The sequence below is a fragment of the Paenibacillus doosanensis genome (assembly GCF_025060755.1).
Lineage (GTDB): Bacteria > Bacillota > Bacilli > Paenibacillales > NBRC-103111 > Paenibacillus_S > Paenibacillus_S doosanensis.
The window spans coordinates 1-15,934 of sequence record NZ_JANYUY010000080.1 but is presented as its reverse complement, the minus strand read 5'-3'; the positions used below and the strand labels follow the sequence as shown (position 1 = coordinate 15,934).

Sequence of the window (15,934 nt, the reverse complement as noted above, 5' to 3'; positions counted from 1 at the left end):
CGATGCAAGATGAGGGACGGATAGGCTTACGCCGCCGCGTCAAGGATCGTTCGCTGCAAGCACTGACCTTTTTAAGCGTCGCCGCGCTTGTCTATGGCATCGTCGAGCTGGCGGCTGCCGGAAACGGATACCATCATGCGCGGCAGGTCATGGCGGAAGCACGGCAGGTTTACGCAGAGAACAGTGCTGTAGAAAAAGCGCCTTCCAGCGAAGCGCCGCCGCGGTTTCAAGGCCTGCTCGCTTGGAATCCCGATGTGGCAGGGTGGCTTAAGGTCGACGACACCTTCATCGATTACCCGATTGTTCGAGGGCGGGACAATGAATTTTATTTGTCGCACAACCTGAAGCGGGAGCCCGAGAAGGCGGGCAGCATATTTATGGATTATCGCAACGGCGCGCCCGGGGAGCGGCGCAATACGATTTTGTACGGACATCGGATGAAAGACGGCTCGATGTTCGGCCAATTGAAGGAATATTTGCAAAGAGAGTTTTTGGAAGAGCATCCGACGTTCTCTTATGAGACGCTGACAGATCGTTACGAGGCCGAAGTGTTCTCCGTCTACTATACGAAGACGGATTTCAATTATATTCAAACATCGTTTGAAAGCGACGAGCAGTATGAGCGGTTTTTGCAAGAAATCAGGAGCCGTTCTCTGTACCGGACCGACACGGAAGTGACGGCGGAAGATATGATTATTACTCTGTCTACTTGCGATTACACGCTGGACCCGGAGGAAGGCCGGCTGGCGGTTCATGCCAAGCTGGTCCGAAGCTAGAACGGCCTTCGCAATGACCCGCGATAACAGCATCCGATCAAGATGCGGTTTTGCTAATTTGGCGGAACTTGATAAAGCTGCCGACGCGCCAGACGAAAATGTATAAATATGCCATGACCATCGTCAAAATCGTAAACTCCGTATAGTCCAGCCCTTTGAAATATTGAGACAATGCAACCCGAATGACAATGACGGCGATAATGACATATTTGAAATTTTTGTTGCGTTTGGGGTAGATCCGCCCATCCTCTCTTTTTTCATATCCTGTATGATAAAGCATAATGCCGCCGAGAGCGATTCCGAGGACGCCTGCGCAAACCATCTCCCAAATCGCGGGCAAATGGAACGGGTGATCGGGAATATGCATCATGGAACGAATGGAAGCGCCGAAGATAACGGGCAGCAGGATTGCCGGAGTCAGCATGCCAAGCCCGTTGCTGCGGACCGGTTTGTCCCCGCGGCGCGATCTAAGCCACACAACAAGAACGATGATAACGGCAATGACGGCGAATTGAATGATCGTTTGAGTCGTCATGAATAACCTCCTGTTAGAACTGTGTTAAATAGATGAAGCAAGCTGGAACGGTCTCCGGAATCGGCAAAGGCCTTCATGGGAGACAGCAGCGAGTAAGAAGACGTTTCCGATAAGCAAAAGTCGGCGTATTTCACCCGTGATTTTAGTTATTGTGATTATTGTGCTAAACCGGAATCGGGATTATCCTTATTTCTCGGTCAATCGGGAAGTTCAGGCTCAGTCCGTCGCTCTGCGCAGCAGAGCATACGAGAGGAAAGCATAGAGGAGTATCGCCAGTGCCATACATCCTACGATCAGGTTGAAATGAGCGCTAAATCCTAGGGCGAATGGGCCCCACAGCCGATAATGCGTGAGCAGAAGCGCCGAGGCGCTAAGCAAGATGAGGGCGGCGGCAAGAAACATAAATAATCCGCCCGGACCGAACCGGCGATGCAAGCTGGAGACCGCAAACCCAAGGAAATATAAATGCAGCAGGAGCACCAAATAAATGATCAAATGTCCTAGCGGGCCGAATTGATTGATGAACGGGACATTAAAGAAGTGCATTCTTACGCCCCAACCATCCGTTGCCGACTCCACGAGAGAAAGCAAGCAGAGCAAAACGGCTGTAATTGTGTTGGTGATAACGGCCGCTAAAGCCGTGCCGAGAAAATAATCCCTTCTCCGCACGCAGAAGCCCAAAGCAAAGGGAAACGTATGGGCTAAAGTAACGGCGCCGATAACCGGCATGCTGAAAAAAATGGATGCAAGACCTCCGGTGTAGAACGGTTCCTGGTTATTGATCAAATAGCTGATGAACAGATTAATGATGAAGCTGGTAAACAAAATGACCCATGGGAACAGAAGGGAGGTCCATTTGGCTCTTATATGCATTTTCATCATACCCGGAATACGGTTCATAAAGCTTCGGCCTCCTTTCCCCCCGATTTGCCGTTAGTCAAATGGACGGATCAGCTGCTGCAAGGATACGGGCGCAAGCTCCAGTCCCAGAGCCTCTGCGCGCTGACGCTCCGCGGCGTTCAAGCTTCCCAAGATGGAAGCAGATACGAATGTGCCGAACGGTTCGCGCGAAATCGTGCGCTTACCCGCTATGAATGTATCGACGGTAGAAGCCGTACCGGCCACGGCAAACGCCTGCCCGCGCAGCGCCTCCGTCTCCTCATCGAGAATCAGCTTGCCCCGGTCGATGACGAGTACATGCTCCAGAATCCGGCTAACCTCGTCAATCAAATGCGTGGACAAGATGATCGTTCGCGGATGTTCCGCGTAATCCTCAATCAGCCTATCGTAGAACAGCCCCCTAGCGACGGCGTCCAGTCCCAAATACGGCTCGTCGAACATCGTCAGCGGCGCGCGGCTGGCCAGACCGACTACGATTCCTACCGAAGACAGCATCCCTCTCGACAGCTTCTTGATCCTTCGCTTAAGCGGAAGCTGAAATTGTTCAATCAAGGAATAGGCGAATTCTTCATCCCAATTCGGAAAGATCGATGGGGCCAGAGCCAGCACGTCCTCGACAAGGAAGTGCTCCGGGTATTTCTGACTTTCTTTGATAAAACAAATCCGGCTTAGGACGCGATTATTTTCATATGAAGATTGTCCGAATACTTTGATTTCTCCGTCGGTCGCAAATAACTGCGCTGCAATCATCTGCATAATCGTCGTTTTTCCCGCGCCGTTTCTGCCGAGCAGCCCGTAGATTTTGCCGGATTGAACGGAAAAGCTGATTCCGTCGACGGCTTTCACGCTGCCGAACGATTTATACAAATCGCGGACTTCAACAACATCGCTCATGAAGTTGACCCTCCTTTTCGTATCATCTCGGTCAATTGTTCCTTGGTAATCCCAAGCTTTGCCGCTTCGCGGATCATTGCGACGACATATTGCTCGTAAAACTGATGCTTGCGCTTTTCCAGCAATTCCGCACGGGCTCCCGCCGCTACAAACATGCCGATCCCTCGCTTTTTGTACAAGATGCCTTGATCGACCAGCAAATTGACTCCCTTGGCAGCCGTTGCCGGATTAATCTGATAAAAGGCGGCAAATTGGTTCGTCGACGGAACCTGCGATTCTTCGGGCAGCCGTCCTTCGACGATGTCATCCTCGATCTTCTCCGCTATTTGCATAAAAATAGGCCGGGTATTATCAATCATCAGCCCCATAATCGGATCACCAACTCTCCACTACTACATTGGTTAATTACTCATGTAACTAACTATAGAGGTACCGGTCTTGCGTGTCAATAGATGTATGCCGCTAATCATTGGTAAATCCCGTTTAAGAGAAGTATGCGTAAGAAAACGGTTAAGGTTTCAGCAAAATACTTCCGGGGAGGGGCAACCGGGAAAAAGTCTTTTTTTCTTGTCCAGACCGTGGTAAAGTGAGAAAGTCTAACATTTCCTATAGAAAAATGCTGTATGGTAGCGCGGTATTGTGTTAAAATATTCATTATGACCTAGCAGACCGGTGAACGGGGGATTCGTGATCGAATTAAAGATCCAGCCCGCGAATCGGGCGGAAAATTGTTAAGGATCCTAGGTAAGGATGGAGGAGAACCATGTCGGATTCAGGCAGCTTGATTAACAAAAACACGTCAAACAATCTACTTCGCAGAGATGTGCGATTCTTGGGGCATATTCTGGGCGAAGTGCTGGTTCATCAAGGCGGCAATGAGTTGCTGGCTATCGTGGAGCAAATCAGAGAGATGAGCAAGATGCTGCGCGCCCAGTACACACCCGAAATGTTCGCCGAATTCAAAGAGACGATCAACTCTTTGGCGCCTGATAAGAGACATCAGGTTATTCGTGCGTTCGCCATTTACTTCCAATTGGTTAACATTGCGGAGCAAAACCACCGTATTCGCCGCAAACGCGATTATGAACGTTCCGCAGGGGAAAATGTTCAGCCCGGTTCAATCGAGGATGTGGTGCGCGATTTGAAGCAGCAGCATATTCCTGCGGCCGAGGTTCAAGACATGATTCAGGGCATCTCCCTGGAACTGGTGATGACGGCTCACCCGACGGAAGCAAGCCGCCGCGTCGTGCTCGATATTCATCAGCGTATCGCCAACGACGTTATGGAGCTGGATAACCCGAGCTTGACGTTCCGCGAGCGCGAGCAGCTGCGGGCCAATCTGCTTGGCGAGGTTATCACCTTGTGGCAAACCGACGAACTGAGAGACCGCAAACCGACGGTCATCGACGAAGTTCGCAACGGGATGTATTATTTCGACGAAACGCTGTTCGACGTTCTGCCTGAAGTGTATCAGGAACTGGAACGCTGTCTGCATAAATATTATCCGGAGGAAGCATGGCACGTGCCCGTGTACATGAAGTTCGGCTCATGGATCGGCGGCGACCGCGACGGCAACCCTTCGGTGACCTCGGACGTTACATGGGAGACGCTGAACATGCAGCGTCAGCTGGCCCTTGAGAAATACGCCGAGCTGCTGCGCGATCTGCGCGATCATATGAGTTTCAGCAAAAACATCGTCGAAGTGACGCAGGAGCTTCTCGATTCGGTAGAGCTCGACCGTCACAATGTGGAGCTTCGCTCCGACGAAGTATGGCGCAACGAGAATGAGCCTTACCGGATTAAAGTCACTTACATGATTGAAAAAATTGTACGGGCGTCGAACCCGCGGGCCGGCGCCAATCAGAAATATAATTCGCCGGAAGAGTTTCTCGCCGATCTGAAAATTATCGAGCGCAGCCTGCGCAATCACTATGCGGACTTTATCGCCGACTCTTATGTAGTCAAGCTGATTCGTCAGGTTGAACTGTTCGGTTTCCACTTGGCGTCGCTGGATATTCGTCAGCACAGCAAAGAGCATGAAGCGGCTATGACCGAGATTCTCGCCAAGATGAGCATTTGCGACAATTACGCGGGACTTGGCGAAGAAGCCAAGATCGAGCTGCTAAGCGGCTTGCTGAGCGAGCCTCGTCCGATTACGTCGCCGTACATGGATTATTCGGAATCAACGCTCGAATGTCTGAACGTGTACCGCGTCGTGAAGAGGGCTCAGGAGGAGTTCGGCCGCCAGTGTATTAACAGCTACTTGATCAGTATGACTCAAGGAGCCAGCGATCTGTTGGAAGTGCTTGTATTCGCCAAGGAAGCGGGCCTGTACCGCAAGGAAAGCGACGGAACCGTGGTCTGTACGCTGCAGTCCGTACCGCTGTTCGAAACGATAGACGATCTTCATGCGGCACCGGATATTATGCGCACGCTGTTCCGAATTCCGGCTTACCGCGACAGCCTGATCAGCACGAGCCATTTGCAGGAAATTATGCTCGGATATTCCGACAGCAACAAGGACGGCGGCGTCATTACCGCCAACTGGGAGCTTAGAGTGGCGCTGCGCAGCATTACGGCCGCGGCGAAGGAATTCGGCGTGAAGCTGAAGTTTTTCCATGGCCGCGGTGGCGCATTGGGCCGCGGCGGCATGCCGCTGAACCGCAGCATTCTCGCGCAACCGGCCGATACGATCGGCGGCGGCATCAAAATTACGGAGCAGGGCGAAGTGTTGTCCTCCCGTTATTCGATGAAAGGCATCGCCTACCGCAGCTTGGAGCAGGCGACGTCGGCCTTGATTACGGCGGCGCTCATGTCGCGCAAGCCGCAAACCGAGGTGATCGAGCCGGAGTGGGAAGATTATATGAGAGATATTTCCGAGAATGCCCAGACGAAATATCAGGATCTGATTTTCCGCGACCCGGATTTCTTGACCTTCTTCAAAGAATCCACCCCTCTTCCGGAGGTTGGCGAGCTGAATATCGGTTCGAGACCTTCGAAGCGTAAAGGCAGCGACCGGTTCGAGGACCTGCGCGCGATTCCTTGGGTGTTTGCCTGGACGCAGAGCCGTTATTTGCTGCCGGCCTGGTACGCGTCGGGCAGCGGGCTATACAGCTACTACCAAGGCAAGGAAGAGAATCTGAAGGTATTGCAAAACATGTACCAAAACTGGTCGTTCTTTCAGTCCTTGATCGACAACTTGCAGATGGCTCTTGCCAAAGCAGACCTTTTGATCGCCAAAGAGTACGGCGGCATGATCAAGGATTCCGTGATCGCGGAGCGGATTTTCAATCTGATCAGCGAAGAGTACGACCGCACGTCCGATCTCATCTTGAAAATTACCGGACAGCAGGAAATTTTGGATAACGTACCGGTCATTCAAGAGTCGATCCGTCTTCGCAATCCGTATGTCGATCCGCTTAGCTATATGCAGGTGCAGTTGTTGTCCGAGCTGCGGGCACAGCGGGAGCTGAACGAAGACGACAGCCTGCTGCTTCGCGAAGTGCTCTTGACCATCAACGGCATTGCAGCTGGACTGCGGAATACGGGCTGATACGTCAACAGCCGGATGGGCCGAGCGGAAAGCCGGTCTGTCATGAAAGTCGGGTTGCCTGAAAGTCGGGCTTCCCGGCTTTTTATTTTTGTTTAGGAAATGATGCGCAGCCATATCCTGTGGATATCCGGGGTCTCCCCCGAAAGGAATGTCTACCCATAGAACGATTCCAGAGGAAGGGTCAGACGCCGATCCAGCTTAGGCTGGATGCGGACGGAATAAGCTTCAGAGCATCACGTCACTCTTGGGGGATTTGTTCTTGCATCATTACCGGACAGATTCCGACAAATCCGGATTGATTCCGGATGAATCTTTTGGGATAAACTGTACATAAGGCGGTATGGTTTGGTATGATTTTCAAAGGGGCAGGAATCACTCCCGCAAGCGAGCGGGACGTCCTAACGATGCCGTGTCCATAAGTTTGGAGCGGGATCGGAAGTCTGGAGGAATGTCGTTTGAACGAAATGGATGTAAGGCTCGTCAAGCTGGCCCGCAAAGGAGACAGGGTGGCTTTTGCCGAGCTGGTAGAGCTGTACAAGGATAAAATATTTCACCTGGCGAACCGTATGCTGCATAACCGTCACGAGGCGGAGGAGATAGTACAGGAAACCTTTTTGAGAGTGTATACGAATTTGGAACGGTACGATGAGAATCAGAAGTTTTCCACCTGGATTTATCGTATCGGTACGAATCTGTGCATAGATCGCCTTCGAAAGCGAAAGCCCAATTATTCCCTTGATGCCGAAATGAATGACGGTGAAGGGACCGATTGGTATGCGATGCTGCCGAGCAACGAAGACGCTCCCGACGATCAGGTTGTTCTAAGCGAGACGCAAACGGAAATCCGCAAGTCGATCGACGCGCTGCCGGAGAAGTACAAGTCGGTGGTCATTTTGCGTTATTTACAGGATCTGTCCCTCCAGGAAATCAGCGACGTATTGGCTATGCCGGTAACGACGATCAAGACGCGGCTGCACCGCGGCAGGGAATATTTACGTAAAAAATTAGAGCATGTTTTATAATCCGAATATGAAACAAAATCGTCTGTCATACGTAATGTTATACACAAGCTTTCATGGACTTAGAAAGGAGTGGCTCATATGGATTGCAGGGAAGCCCTTCCTTTGATGCACGAATATTTGGATGGCGGATTGAAGGGTAGGGAAGCCTTAGCGTTAAAGGAGCACTTGCTTGTTTGTCCGGCTTGTAGGGAGCGTCTGAAACAGCTGGAAAAAGTCGAGGCGCTCGTTCAAGCGTGGCCGCAGCAGGAAGTGCCGTCGGGATTGACGGAACGCATTATGCAGGCGCTGCCTCCCGAGAGACGCAAGCAACCGTGGTGGCTGTGGGTTCGCCGTCATCCGGCCGCATCGGTTGCGGCTGTGTTCGTTCTTGTGATGATGGGCAGCTTCATATCGCTATGGAATGAAGACACCGAGCTTCTGGTCAAGGGGTCGGATCTTTCGTCGGTCGTCATTAAAGGAGATACGGTGTACGTGCCGGAAGGGAAGACAGTAGCGGGAAATCTTATGGTGGAGAACGGAAAGGTGCAGGTGGACGGAGACATTAAAGGCAATATCGTCGTGATCGACGGCACGGTAGCGATGGCCTCGACGGCGCACATATCCGGCCAAGTGACCGAAATCGATCAGGCGTTCGGTTGGCTTTGGTATAAGATGAACGACTGGGTTTCCACCATTTCGCAGGCCAAATAGTTCATACGAACCATTTTTCGAAAATCCTCCCTAATTCGGTGTGTGAAAGGGAGGGTTTTTTTTTCATAATGTGGTATGATGATAAGAAGGGATAACAGATAAAAAAGCGCAATCCCGGTTGGGGGCATAAGCGATGGATTTCATACCTGCCATCAGTATTAAAGACATTGTGGATATACTAATAGTAAGTTATGTTATATACAATCTCATCCTGCTTGTCAGAGGCACCCGGGCGATTCAACTGCTGAAAGGAATTTTCGTCGTCGTACTGACCTGGGCGCTCAGCATATGGTTTAAGCTGAATACGCTCCAATGGATGATGAACCAGATGTTTACCTTCGGGGTGCTGGCCGTCATCATCATTTTCCAGCCGGAGCTGCGCAGAGCCTTGGAGCAATTGGGGCGCGGAACGTTGTTCAGCCGCGGGGTTACCGAGGACGATCAGGAGTTGAACCGGCGGATCGGCGAAGTGCTTAAGGCCGTCAATTATTTAGCACGCAGAAAAATAGGGGCGTTAATCGTATTCGAACGGGAAACCGGACTTAAAGATTACATCGAATCGGGCATATCTATCGAAGCTCATATTAGCTCGGAGCTGCTCATTAACATTTTTATCCCCAATACGCCGCTGCATGACGGCGCCGTGCTGCTTAGCGGGAACCGGCTGATGGCCGCAGGCTGTTATTTGCCGCTGTCCGAGAATCCGTTCATCAGCAAGGAGCTGGGAACCCGGCACCGCGCGGCGATCGGCATGAGCGAAGTGTCCGATGCGATCTGCGTGATCGTCTCCGAGGAGACGGGACAGGTGTCGCTGGCCATGAACGGGCATGTGCTCCGGGATATCAAGGAAGAGACGCTGCTCTCCAAGCTGTTCGAGGAGCTGAAGTCGAAGACGAAGGCCAAGGAAAAAAGCTCCATTTGGAAATGGAGGCTGCGATAGATGGATCGTTGGTTGCGCAATACGAATGTCGTGAAGGTCGTTGCCCTGGTGATCGGGATTATGCTATGGCTGGTCGTGCACATGGAGGACAACTCAGTGCCGGGGACAAGCGTTACGGGAGTTAGGGAGGAGCAAATTTCCAATGTGTCCGTAACGCCGAAATACGATGCGAATCAATATTATATCGAATCGATAGATCCGGCTCAGGTCGTCGTGACGATATCGGGCAAAGATTCGATTCTGAAAAAAGCGATGGGGGCGAGCAATTACTCCGTCGAGCTGGATTTAACGAGCTACGGCAAGGGAGAGCGGATCGTGCCGCTGACTCCTGTAGGTTTCCCTACGGGCGTCACGGTCAAAATCACCCCGCCGAACGCGAAGGTTGTCATTGACGAGAAATCCAACAAGCAGATGCCGGTTACCGTCAATGTGACGGGAATTCCTGCCGTCGGGCTCAAAGCGGGTCAGCCCGTGGTGAAGCCGAATAAAGTCACCGTGACGGTACCGAGCGGCAGCATCGACAATATCGAGTCCGTGCGGGCCGATGTCAATGTGGAGAAAGCCGGGTCCGCCGTTTCAAGCAAAGCGCGCCTTGTCGCCTATGACAAGGACGGCAAAGTGATGGAGATGGCTACGATCAATCCGGCGGTCGTCGAGGTGGAAGTACCGATCACGAGTCCGTTTACGACGGTGCCGCTGCAGCTTAAGCTTGTCGGGGAACCGCCGCGGGGATTCAGCGTAGCTTCGCTGCAGCAAAATACGGACAAGGTGACGGTGTACGGTCCTCAGGACGTGCTTAACCGCATGGAGTATTATGAGGGACCGAGCATTAATCTCGCCGATCTGAAGGAAGAGAAGGAGTATACGCTGTCGCTGGATATTCCGCTTGCGAACAAGGCGACGCAGCTCGATCCCGCCAAGGTGGAAGTGAAGATCAACATCGTCGCCTCGGCGACGAAGACGCTGGAGCAAATCCCGCTGTCCATCATCGGGCAGAACGACGGCTTCGACACGAAGGTGGTGCTGCCGGAAAGCGGCAAGCTTAGCCTTAATGTGGAGGGAGCACCGGCGCTGTTGGATAAAGTGAAGGCGCAGGATGTGCAGGCGATTCTGGATGTGAGCAACCTGCCTCCGGGCCGCCATGAGCTGCCGGTGGTGTTCAATTTGCCAACGTTCATTAAGAAAGGGCCGCAGCAGGATTTCAAGGCTACGGTCGAGATCAGCGCCAAGCAGGGCGCGCAGAGCAGCCCGAACGCTCAGAATAATCAGAAGAGTCAGAGCGATCAGAACGATCAGAATGCCGGCTCAAGCGATACGGCCAAGCAATAACTACGCAAACAAAGTTCATTGGGAGAAGAAAGGGAGATTCGGTTCATGGGGAAATATTTTGGGACTGACGGAGTACGCGGCGTAGCCAATCAGGAGCTTACTCCGGAGTTAGCATATAAGATCGGCCGCTGCGGCGGTTATGTATTGGCAGGACAAGTGGAGAAGCCGAATGTCGTCATCGGCCGCGATACGCGGATTTCCGGAACGATGCTGGAGGCGGCGCTGGTCGCGGGACTGCTGTCCATCGGAGCGAATGTAATCAGGCTGGGCGTCGTCTCGACGCCGGCCGTCGCGTACTTGACCCGCACGCTGAAGGCGGACGCCGGGGTCATGATCTCGGCTTCCCACAATCCTGTGGAAGACAACGGAATCAAGTTTTTCGGCGGCGACGGATATAAGCTGTCCGACGAGACGGAGCTGGAGATTGAGCGGCTGATGGATGCGGAAGTCGACGAGCTGCCTCGGCCGGTCGGCGGAGATCTGGGCACGGCGGTAGATAACGACGAAGCGAAGTATCAATACCTGGACTTTGTAAAATCGACGGTAACCTCCTCGTTCCAAGGCTTCAAGATTGCGCTCGACTGTGCGAACGGCGCGGCTTATGAACTGGCTCCGAAAGTATTCGAAGCTTTGGGAGCGGAAGTGATTACGGTCGGTGCGGAGCCGAACGGCCGCAACATTAACGATCATTGCGGATCGACGCATCCGGAAGCGCTGCAGAAGGTTGTTCTGGGGCATCAAGCGGCGCTGGGACTCTCCTTCGACGGCGATGCGGACCGTCTTATCGCGATTGACGAGAACGGAGAAGAAGTCGACGGCGACTTCATCCTGAGCATCTGCGGTTATGCGCTGAACGAAGCGGGGCGGCTCAACCAAAGCACGATTGTGACGACGGTGATGAGCAATATCGGCTTTTTCAAAGGGATTGAGGCGGCCGGCTTGAAGGCGGCGCAGACGGCGGTCGGCGATCGTTATGTGATGGAGGAAATGCGCAAGGGCGGTTACAATCTCGGCGGCGAGCAGTCGGGCCATGTGATTTTCTTGGACTATAATACGACGGGAGACGGCATTCTGACGGCGCTGCAGCTGATGGATACTTTGGCGAAATCGGGCAAGAAGCTGAGCGAGCTGAAGCAAATTATGCGCAAATATCCGCAGAAGCTGGTTAACGTACGCGTAGCGGACAAAAGCAAATGGAAAGAAAACACCGCGATCGCCGAGGCTATCGCCAAAGTCGAGAACGAGCTCGGCGACAACGGCCGCGTCTTGGTCAGACCGTCCGGCACGGAGTCGTTAATTCGCGTTATGGCCGAAGGCCCGGATAAAGAGCAAGTGGAAGCCTACGTTCAAGAAATCGCGGATGTCATTAAGCAGCAATTGGGCTAATACAGCAATTATTTTTTTATTATATATCGGCAATATGCAAGCAACGGTTATGAAAATTCTCTGGCGGGCATGACCCGTCGGGGAATTTTTATTTTTGTGCCTGACGTGATGAAAATATCATGAAAATATCTGTTGCACATCATCATGAAAATGAATAAGATGATAGTATGCTTTTACTCCGAAATGGAAAGGTGGGCAGAGGTTAACCATAAGAACAGCGCCAGAACTTGCGAGGGTGTTACGTCCGGATGAGGACCGTCCGGGGCCGGGCAGCCGCTTGCAAGTTGACGAGGTGAAGGTGTTCGAAACATTCGGCGGGGACCTTCCGGTAGGCGATCACTACCGTATAAGTCGGAATGCAAAACCTTCGGGCAACCGGGGGCACAAGAGTCCGGCATGACGAGGAAAGACGCGAACCCTTTATTTGCTTTGCAAGCAGCGTTAGCCACATAGTCGCTATATAAGATATGTGATGACAACGGTGCGGTATGAATGACAAATGCCGCCGTGTGCGGTCGCTTATCTTCAAAACGACGTCGATAAGCGGGTTTCTCAAAATAGCAGGAGGTTCTATCCCTTATGTGTGGTATCGTTGGATACGTTGGTAAACGTAATTCTCAAAATATATTGATTGAAGGCTTGAAAAAACTAGAGTACCGCGGCTATGACTCCGCCGGAGTCGCCGTGTTTACGGAAAACGGCTTGCAAGTGAAAAAGTCGAAAGGCCGCTTGGCCAACCTGGAGTCGAAGCTGGGAGAATCGCCATTGAACGGATCGATCGGGATCGGCCATACCCGTTGGGCGACTCACGGCAAACCGTCCGATGTTAACTCGCATCCGCATACGGATAATTCGAATAAATTTTCAGTCGTTCATAACGGGATTATCGAAAACTATGTTTCCTTGAAAGAAGAATTGATCGCCAAAGGCCATGTATTCGTATCGGAGACGGATACGGAGGTTATTTCTCACCTGATCGCAAGCTTGTATGAAGGCGACATCGTGAAAGCGGTGCAGCAAGCCGTGAAACGGATGAGCGGCGCTTTTGCCTTGGGCGTTCTGACGGAGTATGAGCCGGAGAAGCTGGTGGCCGTGCGCTTGTCCAGCCCGCTGATCATCGGCGTCGGCGAAGGCGAGAACTTCATCGGTTCCGACATTCCCGCCATTCTGGATTACACCCGCAACGTGTACATTCTCAATGACGGAGAAATGGCGGTTTTGACGAAAGATGGTGTCGAATTAATGACACTGGAGGGGAATTTTATTTCCCGGGAATTATTTTATGTCGATTGGGATATTATGACGGCGGAAAAAGCTGGATTCGATCACTTCATGATGAAAGAAATCCATGATCAGCCGAAAGCTTACCGCGATACGATGGGCGCACGTCTGGACCCGTCCGGCAGCAAGGTTGTTCTGGATGAAATGAACATGAGCGAGGAGCAAATCCGCGCGATCCGCAACGTTCACATCATTGCTTGCGGTACCGCCTATCATGCCGGTCTCGTAGGAAAAAGCATCATCGAGAAGCTGGCGAGAATTCCGGTAGAAGTTGATGTAGCATCCGAATACCGCTACCGCGAGCCGATCATTAACAAAGATACGCTTGTCATCGTAGTCAGCCAATCCGGTGAAACCGCCGATACGCTGGCGGCGCTTCGCGAAGCGAAACGCAACGGCGCGGCTGTGCTTGCCATCACCAACGTGGTCGGCAGCTCGGTTGCCCGCGAAGCGGATCATGTGATCGTCACTTGGGCCGGCCCTGAGATCGCCGTCGCTTCGACAAAAGCTTACACGTCCCAACTGATCGCCTTCTATCTGTTCGGGCTTCAGCTGGCCCAAACGCTCGGTACGCAGGATGCCGGCTTCATCGCCAATGTGATCGCCGAGATGAAGCTGCTTCCTGAGAAAGTCGAGCAAATCCTGGCGCAAGCCGACAGCATCAAAGGATGGGCGGAGCAAGTCGCCGCTCATGACAACCTGTTCTTCATCGGCAGAGGTCTCGATTACGCTGTGGCGCTGGAAGGCTCCTTGAAGCTGAAGGAAATTTCTTACATTCATTCCGAAGCTTATGCGGCCGGCGAATTGAAGCACGGTACGCTGGCTTTGATCGAGGATGACGTTCCGGTCATCGCGCTCGGTACGCAGGAAGATCTGCTGGAGAAGACGATCAGCAATATTAAGGAAGTAAAAGCCCGCGGCGCGCATGTGTTCGGCGTTCAATCCGAAGGCCAAACCGAGCTTGCCAAAGCCGTCGACGGCGTGTTCACGATTCCTCGCACGCTGACGCTGCTGACGCCTGCGCTGTCCGTTATCCCGCTGCAGCTGCTGTCCTACTACGCGTCCCTGGCGCGCGGCAACGATGTCGATAAGCCGCGGAACTTGGCGAAGAGCGTGACGGTGGAGTAAGGGGAAGAAGGCAATCATATCAGATGTGCAATGAAATTAAACTCGTTCCGAGCAAATGCAGGATTATTTCCTGACATTTGCTCGGATTTTTTATTGGGCCAAGGACAGGAAATGCAGGGCTCTTCGGGTCAGGGTCATATTCACGTCGCAATCCAAATCGTCAACTTGCGGTAGCCAACACGCCCTTAGTATGTGCGTCTCTATCCAGTTATTCATTAGCAACAATGAATTCAATAACTTTAGCTTGACCCGGATAACTATCAAAGAGGGGGCCTACACTCCATGCTTTCACTTTTTGTCCGATCTTAAGATCATTAAATAGAATCCTCTCCCTAGAATCGATGCCAATAAATGCATCAGGACTGAAAGAGACCCATACGGCATCTGGATCACCATTAGTATTCATTTTATCCTTATCAGTAATAAGTACCCTTTTAGTTTCAGCATCAATGGATGATATCTCTCCAACAATATTAGCCGATTCCGGAATAATAAATTGATCGATTATCAGGTCAAAATTATTTTGACCTAGTAACTGATAGATTGAATTTATCAACCCGCTTACTTCTGAAGCTTTTAAAAGCGAACGATGGTCATTGAGTTTTCTTATGGTCATAGTTAATTTACTATCAACAATATCGATACTTATTAGTTCAAGTGATTTTTTGTGAAGAAAATCAGCTATTGTAGACATCTTGCTTTGGATAACATTGGAGCTTATCTTTGCTCCCCCATTTTGAAGTTCCACTGTTTGAGCAGCTTCGTTCCAATTTACTAGAAGACCTGTCAATGCAGCTGCATCACGAAGCTTAAGATACGTTGAACCGTCGTAAATCATTGGCGAACTCTCAAGTTTAACCGTCTTTCCGTCCAGCGTGATAGGCAGATCCGGTCTAAGATATGCTTCCACCTTTTGCAGACCGGCTTCAGCATATGCAGCTGAAGCCGTTGCGATTATGATTCCCGCCAATAACCCAGGGACAAATTTCTTCATATTCACACTCTCCTAAAGAATAAATTTTTTTTCTGCCCTTCGAGCAAAATTTAAATCGTGGAATGCTTCATATCAATGTTGTAAATCTCGATAATAACAACGACGTTAAAAAAATGATAGAGTCAATAGACCGAACAATAACTTTTCAATCGTTCGATACGTTAAACTATCTAGAGCTATTATTACATTATTGAAGGGATCGTTATAGTGATGCTTAATAGAAAAGCTGCGGTGTTATTTTTTTATTTTTGCAATGATTATTCTTTCAACCGGTTGCATCTCTAGGCCTTCTGAATCTGAAGAGTCAGTCGAACAGAAGGTGGTTGCGCATCTGTTGGCAATGGGGTATAAAGAATCCGATTTTAATGTCGATGTTAAATAGGGCTTGCTGAACGACCAAAAAATCCAGTAACGACAAGGGTTTGATGCGCATTTCGTCGAATTCATATGCAAGGAAATCGTTTCAAAACGATGAAAAACCGTGCACATGGAGGATGACGATCATG

12 protein-coding genes and 1 pseudogene are annotated in these 15,934 nt (G+C 51.3%); 8 read left to right on the top strand and 5 right to left on the bottom strand.

What is annotated here, in order from left to right:
- Window positions 1–2 precede the first annotated feature (2 nt).
- Window positions 3–776 carry a class B sortase gene (srtB, locus tag N0M98_RS31890; RefSeq protein ID WP_259620297.1) on the top strand — a complete coding sequence of 258 codons (774 nt, stop codon included), beginning with the start codon at window positions 3–5 and terminating at the stop codon, window positions 774–776.
- 37 nt (window positions 777–813) lie between these two features.
- Here srtB and N0M98_RS31885 read toward each other — a convergent pair whose 3' ends face one another.
- The 4 genes and pseudogenes from N0M98_RS31885 to N0M98_RS31870 all read right to left on the bottom strand — a co-directional run bounded on the left by N0M98_RS31885 (window position 814) and on the right by N0M98_RS31870 (window position 3,473).
- On the bottom strand, window positions 814–1,311 hold the full coding sequence (locus tag N0M98_RS31885) for a CcdC protein domain-containing protein (RefSeq protein WP_259620296.1): 498 nt from the start codon (window positions 1,309–1,311) through the stop codon (window positions 814–816).
- 216 nt (window positions 1,312–1,527) lie between these two features.
- A complete protein-coding gene (locus tag N0M98_RS31880; RefSeq protein WP_249860718.1) occupies window positions 1,528–2,211 on the bottom strand; it encodes a hypothetical protein in 684 nt (227 codons plus the stop codon).
- Window positions 2,208–3,105: pseudogene (locus tag N0M98_RS31875) on the bottom strand (ABC transporter ATP-binding protein). Before N0M98_RS31875 ends, N0M98_RS31880 begins: the two are co-directional and overlap by 4 nt.
- Window positions 3,102–3,473 (bottom strand): GntR family transcriptional regulator, encoded by a 372-nt coding sequence (locus N0M98_RS31870; protein WP_259620295.1) that lies wholly within the window; start codon window positions 3,471–3,473, stop codon window positions 3,102–3,104. Before N0M98_RS31870 ends, N0M98_RS31875 begins: the two are co-directional and overlap by 4 nt.
- A 395-nt stretch (window positions 3,474–3,868) precedes the next feature.
- Here N0M98_RS31870 and ppc point away from each other — a divergent pair, with 395 nt between their 5' ends.
- The 7 genes from ppc to glmS all read left to right on the top strand — a co-directional run bounded on the left by ppc (window position 3,869) and on the right by glmS (window position 14,434).
- Window positions 3,869–6,658: a phosphoenolpyruvate carboxylase gene (gene ppc, locus N0M98_RS31865; RefSeq protein ID WP_259620294.1), complete on the top strand. Its 2,790-nt coding sequence runs from the start codon at window positions 3,869–3,871 to the stop codon at window positions 6,656–6,658.
- 464 nt (window positions 6,659–7,122) lie between these two features.
- Complete coding sequence (gene sigW / locus N0M98_RS31860; RefSeq protein WP_375295581.1) at window positions 7,123–7,680, top strand: RNA polymerase sigma factor SigW; 558 nt, start codon at window positions 7,123–7,125, stop codon at window positions 7,678–7,680.
- Between the two features lie 78 nt (window positions 7,681–7,758).
- The gene (locus N0M98_RS31855) at window positions 7,759–8,370 is read left to right on the top strand and encodes a zf-HC2 domain-containing protein (protein ID WP_249860723.1); all 612 of its coding nucleotides are present in this window, start codon (window positions 7,759–7,761) and stop codon (window positions 8,368–8,370) included.
- 133 nt (window positions 8,371–8,503) lie between these two features.
- Window positions 8,504–9,310, top strand: a complete 807-nt coding sequence (gene cdaA, locus N0M98_RS31850) for a diadenylate cyclase CdaA (RefSeq protein WP_249860724.1) — start codon at window positions 8,504–8,506, stop codon at window positions 9,308–9,310.
- Window positions 9,311–10,639: a CdaR family protein gene (locus N0M98_RS31845; protein ID WP_259620292.1), complete on the top strand. Its 1,329-nt coding sequence runs from the start codon at window positions 9,311–9,313 to the stop codon at window positions 10,637–10,639.
- Between the two features lie 45 nt (window positions 10,640–10,684).
- A complete protein-coding gene (gene glmM / locus N0M98_RS31840; RefSeq protein ID WP_259620291.1) occupies window positions 10,685–12,025 on the top strand; it encodes a phosphoglucosamine mutase in 1,341 nt (446 codons plus the stop codon).
- A gap of 579 nt (window positions 12,026–12,604) precedes the next feature.
- Window positions 12,605–14,434, top strand: a complete 1,830-nt coding sequence (glmS, locus tag N0M98_RS31835) for a glutamine--fructose-6-phosphate transaminase (isomerizing) (protein WP_249860727.1) — start codon at window positions 12,605–12,607, stop codon at window positions 14,432–14,434.
- A gap of 208 nt (window positions 14,435–14,642) precedes the next feature.
- On the opposite strand, the gene N0M98_RS31830 is transcribed toward glmS, so the two are convergent.
- Window positions 14,643–15,428: a stalk domain-containing protein gene (locus N0M98_RS31830; RefSeq protein WP_249860728.1), complete on the bottom strand. Its 786-nt coding sequence runs from the start codon at window positions 15,426–15,428 to the stop codon at window positions 14,643–14,645.
- Window positions 15,429–15,934 lie beyond the last annotated feature (506 nt).

Coding starts and splice junctions, on each gene's coding strand:
- N0M98_RS31855 (WP_249860723.1), top strand. CDS start 7,759: ATGGATTGCAGGGAAGCCCTTCCTTTGATGCACGAATATTTGGATGGC.
- ppc (WP_259620294.1), top strand. CDS start 3,869: ATGTCGGATTCAGGCAGCTTGATTAACAAAAACACGTCAAACAATCTA.
- sigW (WP_375295581.1), top strand. CDS start 7,123: ATGGATGTAAGGCTCGTCAAGCTGGCCCGCAAAGGAGACAGGGTGGCT.
- glmM (WP_259620291.1), top strand. CDS start 10,685: ATGGGGAAATATTTTGGGACTGACGGAGTACGCGGCGTAGCCAATCAG.
- N0M98_RS31845 (WP_259620292.1), top strand. CDS start 9,311: ATGGATCGTTGGTTGCGCAATACGAATGTCGTGAAGGTCGTTGCCCTG.
- N0M98_RS31880 (WP_249860718.1), bottom strand. CDS start 2,211: ATGAACCGTATTCCGGGTATGATGAAAATGCATATAAGAGCCAAATGG.
- glmS (WP_249860727.1), top strand. CDS start 12,605: ATGTGTGGTATCGTTGGATACGTTGGTAAACGTAATTCTCAAAATATA.
- N0M98_RS31830 (WP_249860728.1), bottom strand. CDS start 15,428: ATGAAGAAATTTGTCCCTGGGTTATTGGCGGGAATCATAATCGCAACG.
- srtB (WP_259620297.1), top strand. CDS start 3: ATGCAAGATGAGGGACGGATAGGCTTACGCCGCCGCGTCAAGGATCGT.
- cdaA (WP_249860724.1), top strand. CDS start 8,504: ATGGATTTCATACCTGCCATCAGTATTAAAGACATTGTGGATATACTA.
- N0M98_RS31885 (WP_259620296.1), bottom strand. CDS start 1,311: ATGACGACTCAAACGATCATTCAATTCGCCGTCATTGCCGTTATCATC.
- N0M98_RS31870 (WP_259620295.1), bottom strand. CDS start 3,473: ATGGGGCTGATGATTGATAATACCCGGCCTATTTTTATGCAAATAGCG.